Annotated in this window: 21 protein-coding genes and 2 pseudogenes; 17 read left to right on the top strand and 6 right to left on the bottom strand. The window is 62.4% G+C overall.

Features of this window, described 5'->3' with window-relative positions:
- Window positions 1-47: 47 nt before the first annotated feature.
- The 3 genes from NVV94_RS03580 to NVV94_RS03570 all read right to left on the bottom strand — a co-directional run bounded on the left by NVV94_RS03580 (window position 48) and on the right by NVV94_RS03570 (window position 3,796).
- Window positions 48-269, bottom strand: a complete 222-nt coding sequence (locus tag NVV94_RS03580) for a hypothetical protein (RefSeq protein ID WP_258445879.1) — start codon at window positions 267-269, stop codon at window positions 48-50.
- Between the two features lie 437 nt (window positions 270-706).
- Entirely contained in the window at window positions 707-2,173 is a 1,467-nt protein-coding gene (locus NVV94_RS03575; protein ID WP_258445878.1) for a PLP-dependent aminotransferase family protein, read from the bottom strand.
- A 234-nt stretch (window positions 2,174-2,407) separates the two neighbouring features.
- Window positions 2,408-3,796, bottom strand: a complete 1,389-nt coding sequence (locus NVV94_RS03570; protein WP_258445877.1) for an aspartate aminotransferase family protein — start codon at window positions 3,794-3,796, stop codon at window positions 2,408-2,410.
- A gap of 299 nt (window positions 3,797-4,095) precedes the next feature.
- Here NVV94_RS03570 and thiS point away from each other — a divergent pair, with 299 nt between their 5' ends.
- The 4 genes and pseudogenes from thiS to NVV94_RS03550 all read left to right on the top strand — a co-directional run.
- The gene (gene thiS, locus NVV94_RS03565) at window positions 4,096-4,296 is read left to right on the top strand and encodes a sulfur carrier protein ThiS (RefSeq protein WP_258447613.1); all 201 of its coding nucleotides are present in this window, start codon (window positions 4,096-4,098) and stop codon (window positions 4,294-4,296) included.
- A 39-nt stretch (window positions 4,297-4,335) separates the two neighbouring features.
- The gene (locus NVV94_RS03560; RefSeq protein ID WP_258445876.1) at window positions 4,336-5,133 is read left to right on the top strand and encodes a thiazole synthase; all 798 of its coding nucleotides are present in this window, start codon (window positions 4,336-4,338) and stop codon (window positions 5,131-5,133) included.
- Window positions 5,134-5,387: 254 nt separating this feature from the next.
- Window positions 5,388-7,052, top strand: coding sequence for a GMC family oxidoreductase (locus tag NVV94_RS03555; RefSeq protein WP_258445875.1), 1,665 nt, complete (start codon window positions 5,388-5,390; stop codon window positions 7,050-7,052).
- Window positions 7,051-7,671: pseudogene (locus tag NVV94_RS03550) on the top strand (alanine--glyoxylate aminotransferase family protein); the annotation flags it as partial. The gene NVV94_RS03555 and the pseudogene NVV94_RS03550, both read left to right, overlap by 2 nt.
- Window positions 7,672-7,803: 132 nt before the next feature.
- Here the strand turns inward: NVV94_RS03550 and NVV94_RS03545 are convergent.
- Entirely contained in the window at window positions 7,804-8,052 is a 249-nt protein-coding gene (locus NVV94_RS03545; protein WP_258445873.1) for a hypothetical protein, read from the bottom strand.
- 216 nt (window positions 8,053-8,268) lie between these two features.
- Between NVV94_RS03545 and NVV94_RS03540 the strand changes: the two genes are divergently transcribed.
- Together NVV94_RS03540 and NVV94_RS03535 are read left to right on the top strand one after the other, a co-directional pair.
- Window positions 8,269-9,249: a MoxR family ATPase gene (locus tag NVV94_RS03540; RefSeq protein WP_258445872.1), complete on the top strand. Its 981-nt coding sequence runs from the start codon at window positions 8,269-8,271 to the stop codon at window positions 9,247-9,249.
- A gap of 20 nt (window positions 9,250-9,269) precedes the next feature.
- Window positions 9,270-10,997, top strand: coding sequence for a cobaltochelatase CobT-related protein (locus NVV94_RS03535; RefSeq protein WP_258445871.1), 1,728 nt, complete (start codon window positions 9,270-9,272; stop codon window positions 10,995-10,997).
- A 539-nt stretch (window positions 10,998-11,536) separates the two neighbouring features.
- Here the strand turns inward: NVV94_RS03535 and NVV94_RS03530 are convergent.
- Window positions 11,537-12,967, bottom strand: coding sequence for an amino acid permease (locus tag NVV94_RS03530; RefSeq protein WP_258445870.1), 1,431 nt, complete (start codon window positions 12,965-12,967; stop codon window positions 11,537-11,539).
- Window positions 12,968-13,558: 591 nt separating this feature from the next.
- On the opposite strand from NVV94_RS03530, the pseudogene NVV94_RS03525 reads away from it, so the two are divergent.
- From NVV94_RS03525 to NVV94_RS03510, 4 genes and pseudogenes are all read left to right on the top strand, one after another.
- A pseudogene (locus NVV94_RS03525) lies at window positions 13,559-13,836 on the top strand (Arm DNA-binding domain-containing protein); the annotation flags it as partial.
- Window positions 13,837-13,850: 14 nt separating this feature from the next.
- Complete coding sequence (locus NVV94_RS03520; RefSeq protein WP_258445869.1) at window positions 13,851-14,027, top strand: DUF2220 domain-containing protein; 177 nt, start codon at window positions 13,851-13,853, stop codon at window positions 14,025-14,027.
- A 49-nt stretch (window positions 14,028-14,076) separates the two neighbouring features.
- Window positions 14,077-14,352, top strand: a complete 276-nt coding sequence (locus NVV94_RS03515) for a type II toxin-antitoxin system Phd/YefM family antitoxin (protein WP_258445868.1) — start codon at window positions 14,077-14,079, stop codon at window positions 14,350-14,352.
- The gene (locus tag NVV94_RS03510) at window positions 14,352-14,693 is read left to right on the top strand and encodes a type II toxin-antitoxin system RelE/ParE family toxin (RefSeq protein WP_258445867.1); all 342 of its coding nucleotides are present in this window, start codon (window positions 14,352-14,354) and stop codon (window positions 14,691-14,693) included. Before NVV94_RS03515 ends, NVV94_RS03510 begins: the two co-directional genes overlap by 1 nt.
- Window positions 14,694-14,962: 269 nt before the next feature.
- On the opposite strand, the gene NVV94_RS03505 is transcribed toward NVV94_RS03510, so the two are convergent.
- Window positions 14,963-15,919 (bottom strand): LysR family transcriptional regulator, encoded by a 957-nt coding sequence (locus tag NVV94_RS03505; RefSeq protein WP_258445866.1) that lies wholly within the window; start codon window positions 15,917-15,919, stop codon window positions 14,963-14,965.
- A 405-nt stretch (window positions 15,920-16,324) separates the two neighbouring features.
- Between NVV94_RS03505 and NVV94_RS03500 the strand changes: the two genes are divergently transcribed.
- From NVV94_RS03500 to NVV94_RS03470, 7 genes are all read left to right on the top strand, one after another.
- Window positions 16,325-16,654 (top strand): DUF485 domain-containing protein, encoded by a 330-nt coding sequence (locus NVV94_RS03500; RefSeq protein WP_258445865.1) that lies wholly within the window; start codon window positions 16,325-16,327, stop codon window positions 16,652-16,654.
- Window positions 16,651-18,300 carry a cation acetate symporter gene (locus NVV94_RS03495; protein WP_258445864.1) on the top strand — a complete coding sequence of 550 codons (1,650 nt, stop codon included), beginning with the start codon at window positions 16,651-16,653 and terminating at the stop codon, window positions 18,298-18,300. Before NVV94_RS03500 ends, NVV94_RS03495 begins: the two co-directional genes overlap by 4 nt.
- A gap of 176 nt (window positions 18,301-18,476) precedes the next feature.
- Window positions 18,477-19,727, top strand: a complete 1,251-nt coding sequence (locus tag NVV94_RS03490) for an OprD family porin (RefSeq protein WP_258445863.1) — start codon at window positions 18,477-18,479, stop codon at window positions 19,725-19,727.
- Between the two features lie 219 nt (window positions 19,728-19,946).
- Window positions 19,947-21,659 carry an AMP-binding protein gene (locus NVV94_RS03485; protein WP_309304279.1) on the top strand — a complete coding sequence of 571 codons (1,713 nt, stop codon included), beginning with the start codon at window positions 19,947-19,949 and terminating at the stop codon, window positions 21,657-21,659.
- 82 nt (window positions 21,660-21,741) lie between these two features.
- Window positions 21,742-23,250: a CoA-acylating methylmalonate-semialdehyde dehydrogenase gene (locus tag NVV94_RS03480; protein ID WP_258445862.1), complete on the top strand. Its 1,509-nt coding sequence runs from the start codon at window positions 21,742-21,744 to the stop codon at window positions 23,248-23,250.
- 90 nt (window positions 23,251-23,340) lie between these two features.
- Window positions 23,341-24,231 (top strand): 3-hydroxyisobutyrate dehydrogenase, encoded by an 891-nt coding sequence (gene mmsB / locus NVV94_RS03475; RefSeq protein ID WP_258445861.1) that lies wholly within the window; start codon window positions 23,341-23,343, stop codon window positions 24,229-24,231.
- A 2-nt stretch (window positions 24,232-24,233) separates the two neighbouring features.
- Window positions 24,234-25,322, top strand: a complete 1,089-nt coding sequence (locus NVV94_RS03470) for an enoyl-CoA hydratase/isomerase family protein (protein ID WP_258445860.1) — start codon at window positions 24,234-24,236, stop codon at window positions 25,320-25,322.
- Window positions 25,323-25,336 lie beyond the last annotated feature (14 nt).

The following is a 25,336-nucleotide window of genomic DNA, read 5'->3' as shown; positions in this document are numbered from 1 at the left end:
CTCTCGTTGCTTAAGGTATGGCGGCTGCGCCGCCAATTACTCGGGGCTCAGCCTTTCAGCGGCATGGGCGCATAGGGATACACTTCAGGACAGGCACGCTGTCCAACATGAATGCTCAGGCCGATGGCCAGGTACGGGGTGCGGCGCAGTTGACGACGTTCGTTGGCCTGGGATTCCTTGACCTTGACGCTCATCTCGGTGCGGGCGGCGATGCGACCACAGGCGGCGCGGAACTCGTGGGGCTTGCTCTGTGTAGCTCCTTTACGCATGCCGATCTCTCCGGTTGTTGTTGTGATGGAGTTTTGGGGCAAGTCGAGCGAGCCGTCTCTCGTTCGCCTTGGAGCGAGGACTGGCTGCCTTGGGGCTAGAGTAGGAGCCGGGGGGAAGTGGCAGATAGAACCAGTTGAAGACCACCTGTTAAGCCAGCAGGGTCCAGATTCGCCAGCAGGCACAGACGGCCCAGGCAGGTGCACGACAGGCGTCATACAAGCCGCAAACCCACGCCGTTATTGGCGCGGGGGGCAATTTCGAAAATCGGCAATGAGGTCTTCGCAGACCATTGAAACCGCTAACGAGCGATCGTCAGGCAAAAGCGCGGGGAAGATGCGCTGTAGATGGGTAATTCGTGGGCTTCGCTGACCCTTGGATGCTGCGCCGAAGTGGGCTCAACGCTGCATAACCGAGGGTCGTGGTGTTCAAGGGTCTGTTAGCTGAGCTGCTGGATGAGATCAGCAAGCAGTTTGATCCCCGGACGGATGCGATCGGCTGTAATCGACGAGTATCCCAGACGGAAGTAGTTGAGCGGCGGTTGCTCACCGAAGAAATGAATATCGCCGGGCTCGATCAGGATGCCGTGGTCGGCGGCTTCCTTCTGCAGACGTCGCGCATCCAGGCTGTCGGGCCCCTTGACCCAGTAGCAGGAGCCGCCGAAGCTCGGCTCCTTGGAGGATTCCGGCAGGTACTCACGCAGGGCATCGCCCATCTGCTGATGGCGCTCCTCGTAAGCACGCATCAGGCTCATGATCAACGCATCGTGGTAACCGCGCTCAAGGAACAGCGCCACCGAGCGCTGATTGTTCGCCGCCGGATGACGCACCATCAGTCGACGCAACGCCCGCGCCTCGCGGATCAAGGCTTCGGGACCTACCAGATAGCCAACCCGCAAGCCGGGCGCCAGAGTCTTTGACAGGCTGCCGACGTAAAGCACCCGATCATTCTTGTCCAGACTCTTGAGCGCCGGGATCGGGCTGCCCTTGAAGTTGGTCTCGCTTTCGTAGTCGTCCTCAATGATTAGAAAATCGTGCTCATTGGCCCGCTGCAACAATTCGTAGCGGCGCTCCAAGGGCATGGTCACGGTGCTCGGGCACTGATGGCTGGGGGTGGTGTAGATAAGGTCGCAGCCATTCAGCTCGTCGCTCAGTACCAGGCCATAATTGTCCACCGCCAGCGGCTGAACCCGCGACGGGTTGAGCATGGCGATATTGCGGATGTCCATGTAGCCCGGATCTTCAATGCCCATCAGGCTGTCGGGGCGCAACAGCAGACGCGCCAGCATATACAAGGCGTGCTGCGCGCCAACCGTGACCAGGATCTGCTCAGGCGAAGCCCAGACACCACGACGCGGCAATAGGCGTGTCCTGATCTGCTCCATCAGCAGGGGATCGTCGTTATCGAAGCGGTCCGAGGCCCAGTCACGGATCGCCGGGATGCTTACCGCGTCGCGGCAGCATTCACGCCAGTTGGCGGTCGGAAACAGGGCCGGATCGAACTGCCCGTAGATAAACGGGTATTTATAATTCTGCCAATCCCGTGGCTTGCTCATGTTGCGTTGCTGCGAGGGTTGCATTACGAGCCGTTGCGACCAGTCCAGCTTGGTGGTGGCGGCCTCATCCTGGTCCGCACGCGGCGACTCGACCTTGCGAGCCAAAATATCCGGATTGACGTAGTAGCCGCTACGCTCACGGGCCAGCAGGTAGCCATCGTCGAGCAGGTGTTCGTAGGCCAGAACCACAGTGTTGCGCGCAATGTTCAGCTGTTTGGCCAGCTTGCGACTAGAGGGTAACGGGCTGTCGAGCGGAATATTGCCGTTGAGAATCACTTGGGCGATCTGCTCGCGCAGTTGCTGTTGCAGGTTGGTGGATTTTTCGGCGGACAAATGGAACAACTGGAACATAGCGGCCTCGACTGAACAAACGACAAGCGCTGGCACCGCACACCACTCGGCCAGTCACTTCAAAATGCTCTTGCCAGCACAGCGCTAGCGCGGCGATTGCCAGGCAGACTAGCAACAACACCTCGGCAAGACTATCCAGCGCTCGACATACAACGCCGCAGACACACCAAAACCGGCCCCTCAACGAAGCCAAGGGACCGGTCTACTCAGGGTTGGCAAGCTTTATGGATGACTTTATGGATGAGTTGCAAGGCGGCCAAAGGCGCTGTCCAGGGCGGCGATGATCACATCCAGCTCCTTTTGTGTGGCGATCAACGCCGGGCTGAAGCACAGGGTATTGTTGAACTGCTCGAAGCTTCGGTTAGTACGCCCGATCATCACCCCTTGGCGCATGCAGTCAGCGACGATGGCAATCGGCACGCTCTCCGGCACCGGCTCCTTCGTCTTGCGGTCCTTGACCAGTTCCAGACCACAGAACAGGCCCTTGCCGCGCACATCACCAATTATTGGATACTTGTCCTGCAGCTCACGCAGGCGACCCATGAAGTACTCGCCCATATGGGTGACGTTCTCCAGCAAGCCCTCGTCCTCGATAATTCGCATATTCTCCAGCGCCGCCGCCGGGCCTGCGGTGCAGCCGCCGAAGGTGCTGATGTCACGGAAGTAGCCCATCCGGTCATCGGCCTCACCCTTGAACGCTTCGAACACTTCCTCGGTGGTCACTGTGCAGGAGATCGCCGCGTAACCGCTGGCCACCCCCTTGGCCATGGTGACGATGTCCGGCTTGATGCCGTAGTGCTGATAGCCAAACCACTTACCGGTACGGCCCAGACCGCAGACCACTTCGTCAATGTGCAGGAGGATGTCGTACTTCTTGCAGATCGCCTGAATGGTCTCCCAGTAACCCTCCGGCGGCGTGATAACGCCACCCCCAGCGGTGATCGGTTCGAGCACCACGGCACCCACGGTATCCGGCCCTTCAGCGAGGATTACTCGCTCCATCTCCAGGGCGGCGCGCACGCCATAGTCGGCCACTTCACCGAACTGCGAGCGGTATTCGCAGCAGTGTGGAAACTCGACGAAACCCGGTGTGAAGGGACCGTACTGGTTCTTGCGCTCGAACTGGCCGGTTGAACTCAGCGCAGTAATGGTAGTGCCGTGGTAGTCACGCTCGCGGAACAGAATCTTGTGCTTTTTACCACCGTACTTCTTGTGCGCAATCTGCCGCACGATCTTGTAGGCCTTCTCATTGGCCTCGGAACCGGAGTTGGAGTAGTACACCCGGCTCAGGCCAGGCATCTTCTCGATCAGCTTCTTGGCGAACAAGGCACCAGGAATGTTGCCTGCGGAGTTGGCGAAAAAATTCATCTTCACCAGCTGATCGCGCACCGCGTCAGCAATACTCTCGCGGCCGTAACCGACGTTGACGGTCCACACACCGCCAGAGACCGCATCCAGGTATTCGTTGCCCTTGATGTCCCAGACCTGCATGCCCTTGCCTTCGACGATCATCAGCGGATCGTTCTGCTCCAGCGGCTTGTGCTGGGACAGGTGATGCCAGACGTGAGCGCGGTCACTGGCCAACGCCTCGACTGCATCGTACTCGTGAGCTGTTGTTTTCATGCTTACCTCTCGACTGGTGCATTTTTATTGTTGGTCACCGGGCAGGAGACAAGCTCCAGGCACCGACATACGAAGGAGCAGTACTCGGCATCGCAACGCAGCACCGCCCGATCCACCCCTGGAAACGAAACTAAGAACAAGCAGCGCGCGCAGTTAGAACCAGTTATTGCCCACGCGTGATGCCAGCCGTCAATCACCGCACTGGACTAGTGCCGCAGCCACGACTGGCTCTTCAAGCGCTGCGCCAATCCCCTCACCCTGCGAGCACGATAGCCGTCACCGACAGGAGAACCTGGATGATTGAAGTGCAGATCAACGGGGTGGCCCAGTTGTTGCCGGTGGGCATCAATCTGGCGCAGCTGCTCATCCAGCTACAGCTGCAAGAGCGGCGCCTGGCCATTGAGTACAACCTCGACGTGGTACCGCGCAGCGAGTACGCCGAGCTGCGTCTGCAGCAGGGCGACCGCCTGGAGATCGTGCACGCCATCGGCGGCGGCTGATCGCCGCCTGCATACCCCTATTCCCGCCCCGGAGACTCTATGACTCTTGCGACCGCAATCCTCGATCCACTGATCATTGCCGGCCAAGCCTTCGCATCACGCCTGCTGGTCGGCACAGGACACTACGCCGACCTGACCGAGACCGGCGCGGCGGTCGAGGCCAGCTCGGCGCAGATCGTCACCTTCGCGGTGCGCCGCAGCAACCTCGGCCAGGATGCCGAACAGCCCAACCTGCTCGAGGTGATCGCGCCGGAGCGCTACACCCTGCTGCCCAATACCGCAGGCTGCTACACGGCCAAGGATGCGGTGCGCACCTGCTTGCTGGCACGCGAACTGCTGGACGGCCACAACCTGGTCAAACTGGAAGTGCTCGGTGACAGCCAGACCCTCTTCCCGGACATCGGCGAAACCCTGATCGCCGCCCAGCAATTGGTCGATCTGGGATTCAAGGTGATGGTTTACACCAGCGACGACCCGCTGGTGGCCCGACGTCTGGAGGAACTTGGCTGCGTGGCGGTGATGCCCTTGGGCGCGCCGATCGGTTCCGGGCTGGGCATCCGCAATCCCTACAACATCCGCTTGATCGTGGAAAACGCCAAGGTCCCGGTGATTGTCGATGCCGGTGTCGGCACCGCTTCTGATGCCGCCATCGCCATGGAGCTGGGCTGCGACGGGGTGCTGATGAACACCGCTATCGCCCGCGCCCGCGAGCCGATCCGCATGGCCTCGGCGATGCGCAAAGCGGTAGAGGCCGGCCGCGAAGCCTACCTGGCCGGACGCATGCCGCGCCGGCTCAGCGGGGACGCCTCCTCGCCGTTGAGCGGCCTGTTCCTGTAAATGATCGAATGCGCAACAGCGCCAAGGCGCGGCTAACTGCACGCCCCAGCGTCATCTGGAATGCTCAACCGCGGGAGGATTCCAACGCAAAGGAAAGCGCCAGTTGCACGGCCGCAGCTTGCAACTGGGGAATGTATTCGATCAAGTCGTTAAGGCTTTTCCGTGCCGTGGGCGCATGGCAGGCCAGCGCCGTCAGGCAATGACCCTCGACACTGCAGATCGGGTTCACGACTAAAATAAAAAGAGGATTTCGGATGTCTCGTGCCTATGACTTCGTCATTGTCGGTGCCGGTTCAGCCGGTTGTGTGCTGGCCAATAGACTCAGCGAGAACGGACGATACTGCGTTTGCTTACTCGAGGCGGGGCCTGCGGATCGGTATCCGTGGATCCACATCCCGATAGGCTACGCCAAGACCATGTTCCACCCGGTTTACAACTGGGGCTTCTACACCGATCCAGATCCCGGCATGAACGACCGGCGCATCTACTGGCCGCGCGGCAAGGTGTTAGGTGGCTGCAGTTCAATCAACGGTCTCATCTTCATTCGTGGCCAGCGCGCTGATTACGATGCCTGGGCCAGCGCCGGTAACTCCGGCTGGGGTTGGGACGAAGTTTTACCCTACTTCCGCCGCGCCGAGTGCAACGACCTTGGTCCTGGCCCCACTCGCGGCACCGACGGGCCGTTATCGGCGTCCAGCATCAAGGCGCGGCATCCCCTCACCGAAGGCTTCATCGGGGCGGCTAAAGAACTTGGCGTACCCCACATCCAGGACTTCAACACCGGTGATCAGGAAGGCGTCGGCTACTACCAACTGACCACACGCAAGGGCTTGCGCTGCAGCACTGCGGTTGCCTATCTGCGCCCAGCCAAGCGTCGTCCGAACCTGACCATCGAATCGCTCGCCCAAGCCGAAAAAATCCTCTTCGACGGCACCCGCGCAGTCGGCGTTCAGTACCGAAAAAATGGTCAGTCGCTGACCGTACGTGCTAACCGCGAAGTGATTCTCAGCGCCGGCGCGTTGCAATCACCGCAGTTACTGCAATTGTCTGGCGTCGGCCCCGCGGATCTGCTGAAAAAATTCAACATTGCGACGGTACATGCTCTGCCTGGTGTGGGTGAAAACCTGCAGGACCATTTGCAGATTCGCTTGATCTACGAGTGCAGCCAACCGATCAGCACCAACGATGATCTGCGTTCGCCGCTGCGTAAATTGCGCCTGGGTCTGCAGTGGCTGCTGACCCGCAGCGGACCGCTGGCCATCGGCATCAATCAGGGCGGGCTGTTCACCCGAGTGCTGGAGCAAAGCAGTACACCCGACATTCAGTACCACTTCGGTACGCTCAGCGCCGACTCTGCAGGCGGCAGTGTGCATCCCTTCTCAGGCTTCACCATGTCGGTTTGCCAATTGCGCCCCGAAAGTCGTGGCTATGTGCGCATCACCTCTACCGACCCCTTGCAACCGCCGTCGATGCAGCCGAATTACCTGTCGACCGAACTGGACCGCAAAACAGTGATTGCAGCGGTGCGTTACACCCGCAAGCTGGCAGAGACCGGGCCGCTCAAGCGTTTGATTCGCCGCGAGTACCGGCCTGGCAACGAGACCCAGAGCGACGAACAGATTCTCGAGTTCTGCCGTCAGTACGGGGCGACCATCTTTCACCCATCCGGCACCTGCAAGATGGGTAACGATCCGCTCGCGGTGGTCGATTCGCGCTTACGTGTACATGGCGTGCAGGGACTGCGGGTGGTCGACTGCTCGATCATGCCGACATTGGTCTCGGGCAACACAAACGTCCCCGTGGTGATGATTGCCGAAAAGGCCTCAACGATGATTCTCGAAGACTGCCTCCAACCCAGCGCCCGCACACAGCACACCATGGCGGTACCGGCGCCTGCACTGAGCACGTTCGCATCCTGATGGAACCGCCTCGGGCGCGCTGTGGGTCGATATGCAGAAGTGCGCTATCGACCTGCTGATCAGTGCGCCGCAGAAAGGCTGGAGCGCGTCCCCTTGCTGCGCCTTGGTGATGTTCAGCCCCTTGGCCCTCAAGCGCATCGAGCAGACGCAGAGCAGCAGCTTCGCCTGTGACCTGAAGAAATGGCTGCAGATCATGCAGGCCTACGAACAGGGCGGGCATGCCTACCACGCGACCATGCCCAGCGATGCCCTGGCGCGTTTTCGCGATGTGATGAAAGAGACCGAAGCCTACGGCTTCGACAAGGTCCGCGGCGAACAGCAGGAGCTCGGCGACCGGGTGCGCGCCCTATTGACCGGCAAGGGTATCAAGAGCGTGGCCGCAGCTGGCTTTCAGGCCCCTGGCGTGGTGGTCAGCTATACCGACGATGCCGAGATCAAGAGCGGCAGGAAATTTGCCGCGCACGGCCTGCAGATCGCCGCCGGAGTGCCGTTGCAATGCGACGAGCCGGCCGACTTCCAGACCTTTCGCATCGGTCTGTTCGGACTCGACAAGCTGCACAATATCGAGCGCACGGTCAGCACACTCGAACATGCGCTGGACGAGGTCATGCGCAGCTGAGCCACCCACCTTCGCTGAGGCTCGCGGAGGATGACAACCTCCGGCGTGCCCACGAATCGCCATACCCTCAAACGGGCGCCTGTTGTACGCCTTTTGTGCAACATGGGGCAGGAACCCGGCACTGAGTGGGTCTCAGGCACTGACCTTATCGCTCTGCTGCTGCATCAGGCTGGCCATCCTGCGGCCAAACAGCTGAGCCAGCACCTCGGGGTCGCCAGCGGCTTCGTCCAACGCCTCGACTACGGCCTGCAGGGTCGGCCGGGTCTTGGCCAGCAGTTCGTCGATGTAATATTCCGGAGTGATCTGCATATGCGCCTCGTAGCGGCGAAAGAGCGCAAGGAGTTCCGGGTCCAGCTTGATCGTCAGCGTATCGGCGGACATCTGATTGACCTCTCAAGGTTGTTCGGCGGCAACCGCCAGGCGTTTTACTACCAGGACCATCCTTAGCCGCCACCGCCTTGGACCATAGAGCCAGTTTTCGCCCGAACGTGGCGCCAGCCACCACTGGCCGCATCGGGTGCCGGTAACTGGTCCCTCCCCAACTCCGGCCACGCCCCTAGAATCACGACCTCCACCCCGGCCCCTAAGGCGACATTCATGACCGACCTGAACATCGAACCTGCCAGCCGTCTGGTCCCTGTCCGGGAGTTGTTCGGTATCGACTCCAGCATGCGCGTACCGGTGTTCCTCACCCCAAACGAGCAGGTGCCGGAGATCGACGCTGCCTATCGCTTCAACCCGGAAGTCACCCTGGCGATTCTCGCAGGCTTCACCCGCAATCGCCGGGTGATGCTGCAAGGTCTGCACGGCAGCGGCAAGTCGACCCATATCGAACAGGTCGCTGCGAAGCTCAACTGGCCTTGCACGCGCGTCAACCTGGACGGTCATATCAGCCGCCTGGACCTGATCGGCAAGGACGGCATCGTCCTGCGTGAGGGTAAACAGGTCACCGAATTCCAGGAAGGCATCTTGCCCTGGGCACTGCGTCGGCCCATGGCGCTGATCTTCGACGAATACGACGCTGGCCGTCCGGACGTAATGTTCGTGATTCAGCGCATCCTCGAACGCGACGGTAAGCTCAATCTGCTCGACCAGAATCAAGTGATCCATCCGCACCCCTCGTTCCGACTGTTCGCCACCGCCAACACCGTTGGCCTGGGCAACCTGAACGGGCTTTACAACGGCACCCGGGTGCTCAATCAGGCGCAGCTGGATCGCTGGAACATAGTCGCCACTCTGAACTACCTGCCCCAGGCCGAAGAAGTCGCGATAGTCGCCGCGCGGGTGCCGCACCTGCTCGCCCGACAGGGCGAACGGTTGCTGACGCAGATGGTGGCGGTGGCCGACCTGACTCGCCAAGGCTTCGCCAGCGGAGACCTGTCGACCCTGATGTCGCCGCGCTGCGTGATCTCCTGGGCGGAAAACATGGAGATTTTCAGCGACCCGGCGCTGGCCTTCCGCCTGTCGTTCCTCAACAAATGCGACGAAGCAGAGCAGCCAATCGTCGCCGAATACTACCAACGCTGCTTCGACCAAGAGCTGGCCGAATCGGCGCTCCCCCTGCTGGCACTGGCCTGAACCCGCACAGGAAGACCACCATGAACCCGCCGCCACGCCACGAGAAACGCCAGCAACAACTCGAGGAACTCTGCGCGGCGACACTGCGTGCACTGTCCGGTGAGCGGCGCGTACGCTACCGCGGCGGCCGTCTGGAAGTGCAGGAACGGCACTTCCCGGTGCGCGCCCCGCACCTGCACCCAGACCCCGAGCGCGATGAGAGTCTAGCCTGGCGCGGGGTGGCTGATAGCCTGGCGCTGCGTTTGAAACACAGTGATCCGGCGCTGGTCCGCCAAGCTCTCCCGGCACAGCCCATCGCGCGTCTGGTGTTCGAACTGCTCGAGCAACTGCGCGTCGAGTCGTTGGTGGCCGACTGTCATCCCGGCGTGCGGCGCAATCTGTTGCAACGCTTCGAGCAGTGGAGCCAGCAGTTTCTCGACGCTGGGCAGACCGAGGGACATGTCGGCCTGCTGCTCTTCACCCTGGCGCAGATGAGCTGGATTCTGCTGTGTGGCGGCCGCGCCGGGGAACAGACGGAGATGCTCATTGAAGCGCCACGCCTGAGCCTGCTCGGCCATTTCGGCGCGGCCTTCGGTCTGATGCGCCACTGTCGCCATAACCAGGCGGAGTTTACCGAGCATGCCCTGCTGATTGCCGCCAAGGCACAGGAACTGATCGAGCAACTGGATGCCGAACTGCTCGGTAACGACGAGCGCAAGGTCTCGGAAATCGCCGAAAAGACTCATCTGGCCTTCGCCCTGTTACTGGACGTGGATCAGGATGGCGAGGGTGACGTCAGCAACAGCGGTGCTGCCCAAGGTAATCCACGAGGCAGCAACAACGCCTTTACTTATCAGGTATTCAGCCGCGACTACGATTGCGAGCGTAACGCCGCCAGCCTGGTACTGCCCGAGTTGTTGCGCGAACTGCGCCAGCGCCTGGACCGTCGCCTGGCTGGCCAGGGCCTCAATCTGCCACGCCTGGCCAAGCGCTTGTGTGCCCTGTTGGCAGCGCCTCGTCGAGATGGCTGGGCCTTCGCCCAGACCGACGGACAGATCGATGCCGGGCGCCTCAGTCGCCTGATCATCAGCCCCGAGCAACGCGAGATTTTTCGCCACGAGCAAGAGCGTCCGCACAGTGATTGCCTGGTCAGTCTGCTGATCGACAACTCCGGCTCCATGCGCAACCACATCGAGAGTGTCGCCTTGCTGGCTGACGCCTTCAGTCGTGCCCTGGAACTGGCTGGCGCTCGCAGTGAAATCCTCGGTTTCACGACCGGCCAATGGAATGGCGGGCGCCTTTTGAAGCGCTGGCGCGGCATGGGCCAGCCAGCCAATCCGGGAAGACTCAACGAGCTTAGCCATCTGGTCTACAAGGATGCCGAAACTTCCTGGCGCCGCGCCCGGCCGAACATTGCCGCGCTGCTCAAGTCCGACCTTTTTCGCGAGGGCATCGACGGCGAGGCGCTCCTCTGGGCGCGTCAGCGGCTGCTGCAGCGCGACGCACGACGGCGCATCCTGATCGTCATCTCCGACGGCTGCCCGATGGACAGCGCCACCCACCAGACCAACCAGCAGGACATCCTCGACCTGCACCTCAAGCAAGTGACGCGACAGATCGAGCAGGAGGGCAGCATCGAGTTGTACGCCCTCGGCGTCGGTCTGGACCTGAGCCCCTATTATCGCCGGAGCCTGGAGCTTGATTTGTCGCGCAGCTTGGACAATGCCGTATTCGACGAAATCCTGCGTCTGCTCAACGGCCGCCACTGACCCCCGATGATGCCTCCCCAGCGGCACCCTGCACGCCGTGCAAAAACGCCCTGAAAAAATGCCAAATACCGCCCTGGCGTAGAGTTTCAGGGCACTTGCGCACTCTATTTTCTGCCCCAGCCGTGGACATGATGTGGCCCTGAATAGCGTCGTATCCTGGGCGAAGGGGAAAACCTCGGCATACACATCACCGTGGAGCAGACTTTTTCGCTCGGTGGGCCTGACGACGACGGTGGTCGGTGCGGTCCTGCTAATCCTCAACCTTGGTGTACTGCTATCGCGTCTGTTCGGCCTGGGCTGCGACTTCGAACACCGGCGAAAGCCGGCGACCGGCTCTACCGTTGCCCTTGTTCATCATTTTCTTCGTAGGTGTTCGCCGGCATCTACAGCAGCCGCTTGGCTCCCGCCTGAGGTCAGACGTTGGCGATGGACATGAAGGCTTCGATCAAGGCATTGCTCGCGGTTGGCTGGCGCCCGGCGATAATAAGAAAAGTCGCCGAGCGGCGACTTTTCTTAACAAAACCAGCGAGTCACAACGGCTAGCTGCTCACCGGTACGACCTCCGGCAGGCCTTTGATCCGCCGCCAGATGCTGCGACTGATGAACGCCAACAGCAGAATCGCCAGGCTGGCTACGCCCAATGCCAGAGGCATGCGTTGCTCTGGTATGAAGGCCATGCCGGTGACTATGCCGAGCATGCCAAAGATGGCGACGTAGGTCAGGTAGGGATAGCACCACATCCGAACCTTGAGTTTCTCCGGCGCCTCGCGTTCCAGCTTCGCGCGCAAGCGCAGCTGAGACAGGGCGATCAGCACATAGACGAAGATCGCCACGGTGCCATAAGAGTTGACCAGAAAGGCGAAGATGGTGTCCGGCGATATGTACGACATGACCACCGACAGATAGCCGAACAGCGTGCCGAAAAAGATCGCGCGGCGCGGTACGCCCCGCGGGGACAGCTTGGCCAGGCTGCGCGGTGCGTCGCCGCGTTTGGTCAGTGCGAACAGCATGCGCGAAGACGCATAGATGCCCGAATTGAGACAGGACAGCACTGCCGTTAGCACGATGGCGTTCATCACGTGCGCGGCCCAGCCGAAGCCCATGGCTGCCAGAGCGCTGGAATAAGGCGTGAGCATGGCGGGCGAATCCCAGGGGACCAGGGTGACCACCAGCAGGATCGAGCCGACATAGAAGAACAGAACGCGGGTGATCACCGAGTTGGTGGCCCGCGCGACCGAGCGTACCGGATCGGCAGATTCGGCGGCAGCCACGGTGACGATCTCCGCGCCGAAATAGAATCCGGTCGCGGCCACCGCGCCGGTCAACACCGGCCCAATGCCGTTGGGCATGAAGCCGCCGTGACTGAGCATCGAACTCAGCCCGTGGTGGGTTTCGGTCGGCCACATACCTAACAGATACAGCCCGCCCAGAAGCAGAAAAACCAGGATCGCCGCGACCTTGATCGATGAGAACCAGAACTCGAACTCGCCGAAGGAGGCAACCGAGGCCAGGTTCGTGAAGGTCAGAATGATCATCAGCGTCAGGCTAATGGTCCAGGCCGGTACGTCCGGCAACCAGAACTGAATGAGCGAGGCGCCAGCCACGGCCTCCACGGCGACGACGATCACCCAGAAATACCAGTACATCCAGCCGGTGAGGAAACCGGCCAGTTGGCTCGACTGTGGATGATCGGCCCAGGCCATGCGTGCATATTCGTAGAAGGACCCGACGGTCGGTATGGCGCAGGCCATTTCGCCGAGCATGCGCATGATCAGGATGACCAGTACGCCGGTGACCAGAAAAGAAATCAGGGCGGCGGGCCCCGCAGACTGGATGACCACGCCGCTGCCGACGAACAGCCCGGCACCGATGACACCACCCAGGGCGATCATGGCCATGTGACGTTGCTTGAGTCCCGATTGCAGGCCCCCGTTGGAGTTCTCCGATCGGGTTTGTTGAGGTACGGACATGCTGCTCACCCCATTTCGTTATTATTTTAGGTTGAAAGGCAGTACAGAAGCAGTCGGTCATCGATCCTTCATGGTATGGGGAGCGAATCTGGCTGCCTGCGAAGTGTCTTCCGGGAGTGCAGAACTTTTTAGGACCAATTGCGGCGCGCTGCTGGAGCCACGCCGGGACATTCGGTGGCGGCGGGCGATCAGCGCGAGTAGTTCGTTGAAAACCTGATTGTTCAACGACGAAGACAGATCCAGCTCCAGGCTGTGGCGGTAGGCCACCTATCCGACAGACTGAAAACCAGTAGGTGAATAACGCCTTGAGGCGAAGTGCCAACCAATCACATCCCTCCGTAAGCAAGCAATCGCCTGGCATTCCAAAAGGTATTCCAAGCCGAGCTTAAAAAATATTATTTTGTTTAAATCATATAGATAGGTAACAGTTTCAGATTACCCCGGCCCACCAATCAAACATCTAAAGACGTCCACGGACGTCTTTTTTTGTGCCTGAAATCCAGGAAATACAAGGATTTACAGGCCATCGAGATCTACGAAACCTGTATTCCGAGCCCTTCAGTGGTAATTTTTGGAATACCGAACGATGTTGTGGAATACCCATGTGCGCCCCAAGCCACCCGCCTCTCTGATCGCCAGCTCAAGGCTGTAAAACCGAAAGATAAGGATTACGTCCTCAGCGATGGGATGGCTTGCAATTGCGAGTGAGAATCAATGGCTCGACGCTGTGGAATTTCAACTACCCACATCCGGTGACCAAGAATCGAATCAACATGGGACTTGGGACCTATCCTGAACTCTCTCTTGCGCAAGCCAGGAAGAAAACGGTTGAAGCTCAAGAACTGCTTGCACATGGCATCGAAGCGAGGACAAGCCCCTGCGGGTGGACTTGCACAGGTTGACGCCCGAAGAGAGCGCCCTCTACGACGATTTACGCGACAACCGCATCCGCGCGGGGCTTAGGTTGGAGCAGGAACACATTGGTTTCCACTGGCTGGGCAATCGCCTTCAACAGCTTCTTCTCGGAAGCAGCGACGCCAATCCATGCCCCTTGTCATAGGACCATAAAAGAACTATATTTGGTCCTTGTGAAAATCAGGAGCACGGCCATGCGCTACTCATCTCAAGTCAAGCCGATCAGCTACCTCAAGGCCAACGCTGCCGAGGTTCTTACGCGCCTCGCTGAGCAGCGTGAGCCCCTGGTCATTACCCAGAACGGTGAAGCCAAGGCGGTCCTGCAGGATGTGGCTTCGTTCGAGGAAACCCAGGAAACGTTGGCACTGTTGAAAATCCTGGCACTAGGCAATCAGGATGTTGCAGCTGGCAAGGTCAAGCCTGTGGCGGACGTCGTTGCCCGTCTGCGCGCCAAGCGGGCTACGGCCTGATGGCAGGCGCACCTGCCAAGTTCGAAGTCCTGCTCACCGAGGGTGCCGAGCAGGATTTGGAGGCCATTCACGACTACATCTCCGAGTTCGACTGTGTGGCCAACGCCAACTACGTGTTGGACGAGTTAATAGAGGTTGTGGAAAACCTGTCGCGGTTTCCGGAGCGTGGCAGTTACCCGAAAGAGCTGGTCGCACTGGGCAGCAAAGAGTACCGCCAAACATCGTTCAAGCCTTACCGCGTGATCTACCGTGTTACAGGCAGTCAAGTCATCATCTACCTGATCGCCGACGGTCGTCGTGATATGCAGTCAGTGCTGGCGCGAAGGCTGCTGGGTGCATAGCCCATCGGCTCCGATTTTGGCTACAACCCGCAGGGCTTCGCACCAGTGCTCATCAGTCCAGCGAGCCGGTTTTAGGGATGGCAACCATCCGCCACCAAATCCATATCTAAAGACGTCCACGGACGTCTTTTTTTGTGCCTTAAATCCAGTAACCCTACACGCTCGATGCGCCTTTTTTGTGTCTGATGGGTTTGGCTCTGTTATGACCGCGTAATGGCAGCCTCTCTCCCGAACGAAAACCGCATGGTTCTGCTTCCCGCACTCGCACCTCAAAGCGACGGCAAATAAGCCATCGCTCGCGACTCCCCCATCAACAGCGGGCGATTGAGCTCCGCGCAGGCGCGCAGGTAGTCGGCCACCAGGGTGATCCGCTTGAGCTTGCGCAGGTCCTCGCTGTAATACATCCAGAACTGCCGCGTGACCTCCACCTCGTCCGGCAGCACTTCGCACAGGCGCGGATCGGGGCCGGCGAGGAAGCAGGGCAGGATCGCCAGCGCACGCCCTTCCAGTGCTGCATGGTACTGGGCGACGACGCTGGTACTGCGCAGGCGGCTGTGCGCGCCGGGCAGCAGGTCGTTCAGATAGAGCAGCTTGAAGCTGAAGGCCAGGTCTTCGACGTAGGTCACGAACGGGTGGCCGGCCAGATCCTCGCGACAGGTAATCGGCGGATGATTGGCCAGGTACTCCGGCGTCGCATACAGGCGCAGGCGGTAGTCGCACAGCCGCGAGCACACGTAAGGACCGCGCTCCGGCCGCTCCAGGGTGATGGCGATGTCCGCCTCGCGCCGTGACAGGTTGACGAAGTGCGGCACCGGCAGGATGTCCACCGAGATATTCGGGTAGTGCTCGAGGAAGTGACTCATCTGCGCGGTGACGAAGCAGGAGCCGAAGGCTTCGGTACAGCCGATGCGCAGGTGCCCGGCGAGCCCCCCGGTGGTTCCGGAAACCTGCTCGCAGGCCGCCAGCAGCGTACTTTCCAGGGTTTCGGCGTGGCCGAGCAAGCGCTGCCCTTCGACGGTCAGGACGAAGCCCGAGGTTCGCGACTTCTCGAACAGCAGGGCACCCAGGCTCTGCTCCAGGGCGCGGATGCGGCGTGACACCGTGGTGTAGTCCACCCCCAGGCGGCGGGCTGCAGCGCTGGCGGTGCGGGCACGGGCGACCTCGAGGAAGAAACGCAGGTCGTCCCAGTTCAGCTGGCCCTGCGTTGTGCTTTTTTGCATATCCATCAGGCTTTTCTACCAATACTTATTGGAATTACGCCCATATATACTCGCGCTCAACCCAGCTTGGCTAGCGTCGTTTCCGAGCCAGGAAAGCCCCTCCAATAATAATCAGGGCTAACAGCATGAGCGCATGGAAGAACGCCGGCTTGCACGCCGGACACAAGCAGCTCCGCAACAGCGCTATCAGGGCCACGGTCCCTCTCCGCCGTTGGCCCGAGCCGCTGCTCGCACTGCAGCGGTGCCGCGCCGGCACCCTCCACCGCCCCCTCGCCCCCGGAAGATCGCCCGGGCGGCAATGACTCCAGCACCCCAGCATTCAGGTGGCGCCCCACTTCGGGTCGTCGCCCGGGTACCCGTACGCCCTTCAAAAGGCCGGAAAACAAAAACAACTAAATGCGGAGCCTTACCATGACGACTGACCATCCGAACCACGCCCAGACCTGCGCACAGGTCAGGGCCAATCCCAAGTTCCAGCGCCTCGCCCGCCAGCGCGCGCTGCTGGCCTGGTCGCTGAGCGGCGCGGTCCTGGCTGTGTATTACAGCTTCATCATGGTAGTGGCCTTCGCGCCTGCCTGGCTGCACCTGCCACTGTACGACGGCAGTCACCTCAGCCTCGGCATGCCCATCGGCGCGACGATCATCCTGCTGTCCTGGCTGCTCACCGCCTGGTACGTGCATAGCGCCAACACCCGCTTCGACGCGCTCAGCGCGCAGATCCTCCAGGAGACTCGCGCATGAAACGCCTGATTGCCCTTCTCGCCCTCAGCCCCCTGCTGGCCAACGCCGCGCCCATCACTGCAGAGAAGCAACCGCTCAATCTGCACGCCATCGGCATGTTCTTCGTCTTCGTCCTCGCCACCCTGCTGATCACCTGGTGGGCGGCACGACGTACCCGCTCCGCCTCCGACTTCTACAGCGCCGGCGGCGGTATCACCGGCTTTCAGAATGGCCTGGCGATCGCCGGTGACTACATGTCGGCCGCCACGTTGCTCGGCCTGTCGAGCCTGGTGTTCGCCAAGGGCTACGACGGCTTCGTCTACATCATCGGCTTCTTCGTCGGCTGGCCCATCGTCACCTTTCTGATGGCCGAGCGCCTGCGCAACCTGGGCCGCTACACCTTCGCCGACATCGTCTCCTATCGCCTGGATCAGACCCGCGTGCGCAGCTTCGCCGCCCTCGGCTCGCTGACGGTGGTGTGCTGCTATCTGGTAGTGCAGATGGTCGGTGCCGGCCAGTTGATCAAGCTGCTGTTCGGCCTCGACTACCGCACCGCAGTAGTGGTGGTCGGCCTGTTGATGCTGGTGTACGTGATCTTCGGCGGCATGCTCGCCACCACGTGGGTACAGATCACCAAGGCCGTCCTGCTGTTGGCCGGCGGCACTACCCTGGTGGTGATGGCCCTGAGCCGCTTCGACTTCAGCTTCGAGACGCTGGCCGCCCAGGCCGTGGCGGTACATGCCAGCGGCGTGCAGATCATGGGCCCGGGCACCTTGCTGGCCGACCCGATCAACGCGGTGTCGCTGTCCCTCGGACTGGTCTTCGGCATCGCCGGCCTGCCGCACATCCTGATGCGTTTCTTTACGGTGCCCAATGCCAAGGAGGCGCGCAAATCGGTGCTGTTCGCCACGGTGTTCATCGGTTTCTTCTTCCTGGTGGTCTGCGTGCTGGGCTACACCGCCATCGTCATCGTCGGCACCGATCCGCAGTACTTCGTCGACGGTAAGCTCGGCGGGGCCATGATCGGCGGCGGCAACATGGTGGCCATGCACCTGGCCAAGGCGGTGGGCGGCAACCTGTTCCTCGGTTTCCTCTCTGCCGTGGCCTTCGCCACCATCCTCGCGGTAGTGGCCGGCCTGGCCCTGGCCGGCGCCTCGGCCATCTCCCATGACCTCTATGCCTCGGTACTGAAAAAGGGCCGCGCCGACGAGAAACGGGAAATGCGCGTATCGCGCATCGCCACCGTCTGCCTGGGCATCGTTGCGATTTCCCTCGGCATTCTGTTCGAGGGCCAGAACATCGCCTTCCTGGTCGGCCTGACGTTCGGCATCGCCGCCTCTGCGAATTTCCCGGTACTGATCATGGCCATGTACTGGGGTGGCCTGACCACTCGCGGCGCCCTCTACGGCGGCCTGACCGGCCTGGTCAGCGCCCTGGCCCTGGTGATCGGCTCGCCGTCGGTTTGGGTCGGCGTACTGGGCCATGCCCAGGCGCTCTTCCCCTACGACCAGCCGGCGCTGTTCTCCATGCCGCTGGCCTTCCTGGTCATAGTGGTGGCCTCCAAGCTGGACCGCAGCGAACGCGCCGACCGCGAGCGCGCCGCCTATGCCGACCAGTTTGTCCGCGCCCAGACCGGTTTGGGCGCAGCCATGGCCAGCAGTCACTAACACTGCATTTTCCCGGGGCTGACGCCCCGAGCGCGAGTCCGCTCCTTTGCTTCGCGCTTTTTTACGCCCGCCCTGCGCCGCCCGGCGCAAGGCACCCTACCGAGCCCTCCCGCCGCCGGCCCCGGCTAGCGCGGGAGCGGCTTGCTGGCAACAACACAAACAACAAGAGGCAAGCAATGAAACCCACCACCCTCACCCTGCTCCTGGCCGGCAGCGGCCTTGCCGCCCAGGCCAACGCGGACTTCCTTGCAGACAGCAAGGCCAAACTGGAGTTGCGCAATTTCTACTTCAACCGCGATTACCGTCAGGCTGGCGCCGCCCAGTCCAAGCAGGAAGAATGGGCCCAGGGCTTCCTGCTGCGCTACGAGTCCGGCTACACCGACGGCATGGTCGGCGTCGGTGTCGACGCCCTTGGCCTGCTCGGCGTCAAGCTCGACTCCAGCCCCGATCGCGCCGGCTCCGGCCTGCTCAAGCGCGATAACGAGGCGCCCAGGCGCGCCAAGGACGAATACGGCGAGCTGGGCCTGACCGCCAAGTTCAAGGCTTCCAACAGCGTGCTCAAGCTCGGCACCCTGACACCCAAGCTGCCGGTGCTGGTGGCCAATGACTCGCGCCTGTTGCCGCAGACCTTTCGCGGCGGCCAGCTGAACGTTCAGGAGTTCAAGGGCCTGACCTTCGATGCCGGGCGTGTGGATCGGGTCAACCAGCGCGACTCCTCGGACTACGAGAAAATGGGGATCACCACCACCGGCGCCAAGGGCATCGTCAGCGGCCAGGCGCGCAGCGACGCCTTCGACTTCGCCAGCCTGGCCTACCAGTGGAACGACCGGCTGAACACGAGTTACAGCTACGGTGGCCTGGACGACTTCTACCACCAGCATCAGGTCAACCTGGTCCATGTGCTGCCACTGGCCGAGGGCCAGTCGCTCAAGAGCGACCTGCGCTACGCCCGCTCCACCGACGACGGCAGCAGCAACATCGACAACAATGCCCTCGGCGCCATGTTCACCTACGCCCTCGGCGGCCATGCCCTGGGCCTCGGCTACCAGCGCATGAGCGGCGATACAGGCTTCGCCTATGTCAATGGCAGCGACGCCTTCCTGGTCAACTTCGTGCAGATCGGCGACTTCGCCAACAAGGACGAGCGCTCCTGGCAGGCACGCTACGACTACAACTTCGCCGCGCTCGGCATTCCCGGCCTGACCTTCATGACCCGCTACCTGTCCGGCGACAACATCGACCTGGGTGCCGGCACGCCCGAGGGCAGTGAATGGGAGCGTGACACCGACATCGGCTACGTGGTGCAGGACGGCCCGCTGAAGAACCTCGGCCTCAAGTGGCGCAACGCCACGGTGCGCACCGCCCACTTCGGCAGCGACCTCAACGAGAACCGCCTGATCCTCAGCTACACGCTCGCGCTCTGGTAATACCCCGCAAGGCGGGTGTCGCTCGCAGCGCCTGACGGTGCGGGCGGCACCCGCCTTGTGCATTTTTCCCGGCCGAAGTGGAACTCCACCTATGACTTTTTTGCACAACGCACCGGATTATTTGCGTGTTCTTATTTGATTTGCGCCTGCCTATACTCGGCTCAACCGCCTGGTCATGAACCAGGCCAGTCCCGACAAAAATAAACAAGGGCACCCACCGTGAAACCATCCCTGCTTGCCGCCGGCCCCTTCCTCGCCGCTCGCAACTTCCTGCTGGCCCACCGCACCGATTACGCCACTGCCGTGCGTGATTTCCGCTGGCCGCAACTGAGCGAGTTCAACTGGGCGCTGGATTACTTCGATGCCATGGCCGAGGGCAACCAGGCCAACGCCCTGTGGATAGTCGAAGAAGATGGCAGCGAGCAGCGCTACAGCTTCCAGCAGCTGGCCGCGCGCTCCAACCAGGTAGCCAACCACCTGCGCGCCCTGGGTGTACGCCGCGGCGAGCGCATCCTGCTGATGCTCGGTAACGACGTCGCCTTGTGGGAAACCATGCTGGCCGCCTTCAAGCTCGGCGCCGTGGTCATCCCCGCCACCGCCCTGCTGACCCCCGATGACCTGAGCGACCGCATCGAGCGCGGCCAGGTTCGCCACCTGGTGGTCGGCAGCGCCCATGTGGACAAGTTCGTCGGCCTGGGCGAAGGCTGCAGCCGCATCTGCGTCGGCCCGGCGCCAGCCGACTGGACCCCGCACAGCGCCGCCAGCGAATACTCCGAGCAGTTCGAAGCCGAAGGCCGCACCCTGGCCACCGACCCGATGCTGCTGTACTTCACCTCCGGCACTACCTCCAAGCCGAAAATGGTGCTGCACAGCCACCAGAGCTACCCGGTCGGCCACCTCTCGACCATGTACTGGATCGGCCTGCAACCGGGCGACCTGCACCTGAACATCTCTTCACCGGGCTGGGCCAAGCATGCCTGGAGCTGCCTCTTCGCGCCATGGAACGCCGGCGCCTGCATCTTTATCCACAACGTCGCGCGCTTCAGCGCCCCGGCGCTGCTCGGCGTACTCGAACGCTACGGCGTCACCAGCCTGTGCGCGCCGCCCACCGTGTGGCGCATGCTGATCCAGGAAGACCTGGCCAGTTACAAGGAGCGCCTGCGCCTGCGCGAACTGGTGGGCGCCGGTGAGCCGCTCAACCCGGAGATCATCGAGCAGATCCAGCACGCCTGGGGCCTGTTGCTGCGCGACGGCTTCGGCCAGTCGGAAACCACTGCCCTGGTCGGCAACACCCCCGGCCAGCCGCTCAAGCCCGGTTCCATGGGCCGTCCGCTGCCAGGCTACCGGGTGACCATGCTCGACCCCGACGGCATGCCCGGCAACGAAGGCGAAGTGGCCCTGCCGCTGGACGTGCGTCCGCTCGGCCTGATGCTGTGCTACGAGGACAGCCCGGAAAAGACCGCCGAAGTGATGCGTGACGGCTACTACCGTACCGGCGACACCGCCCAGATCGACGAGGACGGCTACATCACCTTCGTCGGCCGCGCCGATGACGTGTTCAAGGCGTCCGACTACCGCATCAGCCCCTTCGAACTGGAGAGCGCGCTGATCGAGCATCCGGCAGTGATGGAAGTGGCCGTGGTGCCAAGCCCCGACCCGGTACGCCTGGCCGTGCCCAAGGCGTTTCTGATCCTGGCCCATGAAGCCATCGGCAACCTTGAACTGGCCGGCAACATCCTCGCTTTCGCCCGCGAGCACCTGGCGCCCTACAAGCGGGTGCGGCGCATCGAGTTCGTCAGCGAACTGCCCAAGACCATCTCCGGGAAGATCCGCCGGGTGGAACTGCGGCAAATGGAAGTGCAGCGCCGCCAGGGCGAAGCGCGCGGCGCGCAGGAGTACTTCGAAGAAGACTTCCCGCAGCTCAAGGGCTGAAACGACCTGAATCAAACCCGCCCCTCGGCCAACCCCGCCGAGAGGCCTCACTCGAACCCACGAAAGCAGGCAGGACCCGTAAATGACCTCTTCCAGCATTCCAAGCGTCAAGCTCCTCATCAACGGCGAATTCGTCGAGTCGCGCACCACCCAGTGGCGCGATGTGGTCAACCCGGCCACCCAGGAAGTCCTGGCCCGCGTGCCCTTCGCCACCGCCGAGGAAATGGACGCCGCCGTGGCCAGCGCCAAGGAAGCTTTCAAGACCTGGCGCAAGACCCCGATCGGCGCCCGCGCCAGGATCTTCCTCAAGTACCAGCAACTGATCCGCGAAAACATCAAGGAACTGGCCGCCCTGCTCACCGCCGAACAGGGCAAGACCCTGCCCGATGCCGAAGGTGATGTGTTCCGCGGCCTGGAAGTGGTCGAGCACGCCGCCGCCATCGGCAACCTGCAGATGGGCGAGCTGGCCAACAACGTCGCCAACGGCGTCGACACCTACACCCTGCTGCAGCCGCTGGGCGTGTGCGCCGGTATCACCCCGTTCAACTTCCCGGCGATGATCCCGCTGTGGATGTTCCCGATGGCCATCACCACCGGCAACACCTTCGTCCTCAAGCCGTCCGAGCAAGATCCGCTGGTGACCATGCGCCTGGTCGAACTGGCCCTGGAAGCCGGTGTACCCAAGGGCGTGCTCAACGTCATCCACGGCGGCGTCGACGCGGTGAACCTGATCTGCGACCACCCGGACATCAAGGCCGTGTCCTTCGTCGGTTCGACCAAGGTCGGCACCCATGTCTACAACCGTGCCACCCAGAATGGCAAGCGCGCGCAGTGCATGATGGGCGCCAAGAACCACGCCATCGTCCTGCCCGATGCCAACAAGCAACAGACCCTGAACAACCTGCTGGGCGCCTCCTTCGGCGCCGCCGGCCAGCGCTGCATGGCCCTGCCGGTGGTGATCCTGGTCGGTGAAGCGCAGACCTGGCTGCCCGACCTGATCGAGCGGACCAAGACCCTGAAGATCAATGGCGGCACCGAGCCGGGTACCGACATCGGCCCGGTGATCTCCTGCGCCGCCCTGGACCGCATCAGCAGTCTGATCGCCAGCGGCATCGAGGAAGGCGCCAAGCTCGAACTGGATGGACGCAACCCGAGCGTACCAGGCTACCAGGACGGCAACTTCGTCGGCCCGACCATCTTCTCCGGTGTCACCCCGCAAATGTCCGTGTACCGCGAGGAAATCTTCGGCCCGGTGCTGTGCGTGATGCACGCCGCCAACCTGAACGAGGCGATCGAGATCATCAACGCCAACCCGAACGGCAACGGCACCGCCCTGTTTACCCGCTCCGGCGCGGCCGCCCGTCACTTCCAGGAAGAGATCGACGTCGGCCAGGTGGGCATCAACGTGCCAATCCCGGTACCGGTCCCGCTGTTCTCCTTCTCCGGTTCGCGCGCTTCCAAGCTGGGCGACCTGGGCCCTTACGGCAAGCAAGTGGTGACCTTCTACACCCAGACCAAGACGGTCACCCAACGCTGGTTCGACGAAGACGACACCAGCGGCGCGGTGAATACCACCATCACCCTGAAATGACCTCTGCCGGCCGGCGCCTGGCGCCGGCCGACTGCAAGCGTGTGCCGACTTTCCTGCACCGTTGATCCCCCATCGCAAAAGGTAGCCATCATGCATATCGGATTTCTCGGCCTCGGCAACATGGGCGGCCCAATGGCCCGCAACCTGCTCAAGGCTGGCCACAGCCTGACCGTCTTCGACCCCTTTCCCCAGGCAGTCGCTGCCCTGGTCGAGGCCGGCGCCAGCGCCGCCGCCTCACCGGCTGCCGTGGCCAAGGCCAAGGTCGACGCCATCGTCACCATGCTGCCAACCGCCGGCCACGTGAAGCAGGTTTACCTCGGCACGGACGGCCTGCTGGCCAACGTCGAGCCGGGCGTGCTGCTGATCGACAGCTCCACCATCGACCCGTTGAGCGCCCGCGAAGTGGCCACCCAAGCCGACGCCCAGGGCAACCCGATGTTGGACGCCCCGGTGTCCGGCGGCACCGGCGGCGCAGCGGCCGGCACCCTGACCTTCATGGTCGGCGGCTCGGTCGAAGTGTACGACCAGGCGCTACCGATCCTCTCGGCCATGGGCAAGAACATCGTCCACTGCGGCGCTATCGGCAACGGTCAGGTGGCCAAGATCGCCAACAACATGCTGCTCGGCATCTCCATGGTCGGCGTCGCCGAAGCCATGGCCCTGGGTGTAGCCCTGGGCATGGACGCCAAGGTGCTGGCCGGGATCATCAATACCTCCAGCGGCCGCTGCTGGAGCTCGGAAATCAACAACCCGTTCCCGGGCGTACTGGAGAACGCGCCGGCCTCGCGTGGATACAGCGGCGGCTTTGGCACCGACCTGATGCTCAAGGACCTCGGCCTCGCCACCGAAGCGGCCAGGCATGCGCGTCAGCCGGTAGTGCTCGGTGCTGCCGCCCAGCAGCTGTACCAGACCTTCAGCCTGCAAGGTAACGGCAGCCTGGACTTCTCCGCCATCATCAACCTGTTCCGTGGAGAAGCCTGAGCATGAGCGAGCAGCAAGCCCCGGTGCTGGCCAGTGTGCGTAACCGCGTCGGCCACCTGACGCTGAACCGGCCGAGCGCGCTGAACACCCTGGACCTGCCCATGGTGCGCCTGCTGTGCCGGCACCTGTGGGCCTGGGAACAGGACCCTGAAATCGTCGCCGTGACCATTCGCGGCGCAGGGGAAAAAGCCTTTTGTGCCGGTGGCGACATCCGCAGGCTGTACGACAGCCACAAGGCCGGCGACAACCAGCACGAGCTGTTCCTCGAGGAGGAATATGCCCTCGACGAGTACCTGCACGGCTACACCAAGCCGGTGCTGGCACTGCTCGATGGTTTCGTCCTGGGCGGCGGCATGGGTCTGGCCCAGGCCGCTTCGCTGCGGGTGATCACCGAGCGCACGCGCATGGGCATGCCGGAAGTCGGCATCGGCTTTTACCCCGATGTCGGCGGCAGCTATTTCCTGCCGCGCCTGCCGGGTGAGCTGGGGATTTACCTGGGGATCACCGGCTGCCAAGTACGTGCCGCCGATGCCCTCTATGCCGACCTTGCCGACTACTGCCTGCCCAGCGAACGGCTGGCCGAGCTGGATGCCGCCCTCGATCACCTGAACTGGACCGCTGCGCCCGACGAAGACCTGCAAGACCTGCTCACCGGCCTTGCCACTGAGCGTATTGCGGGGTCGGAGCTCAAGGCCTATCGCCAGGCGATCGACGAATATTTCGCCCTGCCCGATGTCCCGGCCATTCGCACCGCGCTGCAACGCGAGGAGCGTCCCGAGTTGCGCGACTGGGCCGAGCAGACGGTCAAGCTGCTCGACAGTCGCTCGCCGCTGGCGATGGCCGCGACGCTGGAGCTGCTGCGCCGTGGTCGTTACCTGACCCTCTCCGACTGTTTCGCCCTGGAGTTGCACCTGGACTATCAGTGGTTCGACAAGGGCGACCTGATGGAGGGCGTACGCGCCCTGATCATCGACAAGGACAAGAACCCCCGCTGGAACCCGCCAACCCTGACGGAGCTGGTACCTGCGCGGGTTCAGGCCTTCTTCAACGACTTTCGCCCCGCCTCCGGCAAGCCCGTACGCACCGCCTGATCGGCAGGAGACTC

The sequence above is a fragment of the Pseudomonas sp. LS1212 genome, from assembly GCF_024741815.1.
Lineage (GTDB): Bacteria > Pseudomonadota > Gammaproteobacteria > Pseudomonadales > Pseudomonadaceae > Aquipseudomonas.
This window is presented reverse-complemented; position numbering and strand designations above follow the sequence as displayed.

Bases quoted from the DNA above. Each gene is read 5' to 3' on its own strand.
- NVV94_RS03580 (WP_258445879.1), bottom strand. From the start codon at position 269: ATGCGTAAAGGAGCTACACAGAGCAAGCCCCACGAGTTCCGCGCCGCC.
- NVV94_RS03575 (WP_258445878.1), bottom strand. From the start codon at position 2,173: ATGTTCCAGTTGTTCCATTTGTCCGCCGAAAAATCCACCAACCTGCAA.
- NVV94_RS03570 (WP_258445877.1), bottom strand. From the start codon at position 3,796: ATGAAAACAACAGCTCACGAGTACGATGCAGTCGAGGCGTTGGCCAGT.
- NVV94_RS03560 (WP_258445876.1), top strand. From the start codon at position 4,336: ATGACTCTTGCGACCGCAATCCTCGATCCACTGATCATTGCCGGCCAA.
- NVV94_RS03555 (WP_258445875.1), top strand. From the start codon at position 5,388: ATGTCTCGTGCCTATGACTTCGTCATTGTCGGTGCCGGTTCAGCCGGT.
- NVV94_RS03545 (WP_258445873.1), bottom strand. From the start codon at position 8,052: ATGTCCGCCGATACGCTGACGATCAAGCTGGACCCGGAACTCCTTGCG.
- NVV94_RS03540 (WP_258445872.1), top strand. From the start codon at position 8,269: ATGACCGACCTGAACATCGAACCTGCCAGCCGTCTGGTCCCTGTCCGG.
- NVV94_RS03535 (WP_258445871.1), top strand. From the start codon at position 9,270: ATGAACCCGCCGCCACGCCACGAGAAACGCCAGCAACAACTCGAGGAA.
- NVV94_RS03530 (WP_258445870.1), bottom strand. From the start codon at position 12,967: ATGTCCGTACCTCAACAAACCCGATCGGAGAACTCCAACGGGGGCCTG.
- NVV94_RS03515 (WP_258445868.1), top strand. From the start codon at position 14,077: ATGCGCTACTCATCTCAAGTCAAGCCGATCAGCTACCTCAAGGCCAAC.
- NVV94_RS03510 (WP_258445867.1), top strand. From the start codon at position 14,352: ATGGCAGGCGCACCTGCCAAGTTCGAAGTCCTGCTCACCGAGGGTGCC.
- NVV94_RS03505 (WP_258445866.1), bottom strand. From the start codon at position 15,919: ATGGATATGCAAAAAAGCACAACGCAGGGCCAGCTGAACTGGGACGAC.
- NVV94_RS03500 (WP_258445865.1), top strand. From the start codon at position 16,325: ATGACGACTGACCATCCGAACCACGCCCAGACCTGCGCACAGGTCAGG.
- NVV94_RS03495 (WP_258445864.1), top strand. From the start codon at position 16,651: ATGAAACGCCTGATTGCCCTTCTCGCCCTCAGCCCCCTGCTGGCCAAC.
- NVV94_RS03490 (WP_258445863.1), top strand. From the start codon at position 18,477: ATGAAACCCACCACCCTCACCCTGCTCCTGGCCGGCAGCGGCCTTGCC.
- NVV94_RS03480 (WP_258445862.1), top strand. From the start codon at position 21,742: ATGACCTCTTCCAGCATTCCAAGCGTCAAGCTCCTCATCAACGGCGAA.
- mmsB (WP_258445861.1), top strand. From the start codon at position 23,341: ATGCATATCGGATTTCTCGGCCTCGGCAACATGGGCGGCCCAATGGCC.
- NVV94_RS03470 (WP_258445860.1), top strand. From the start codon at position 24,234: ATGAGCGAGCAGCAAGCCCCGGTGCTGGCCAGTGTGCGTAACCGCGTC.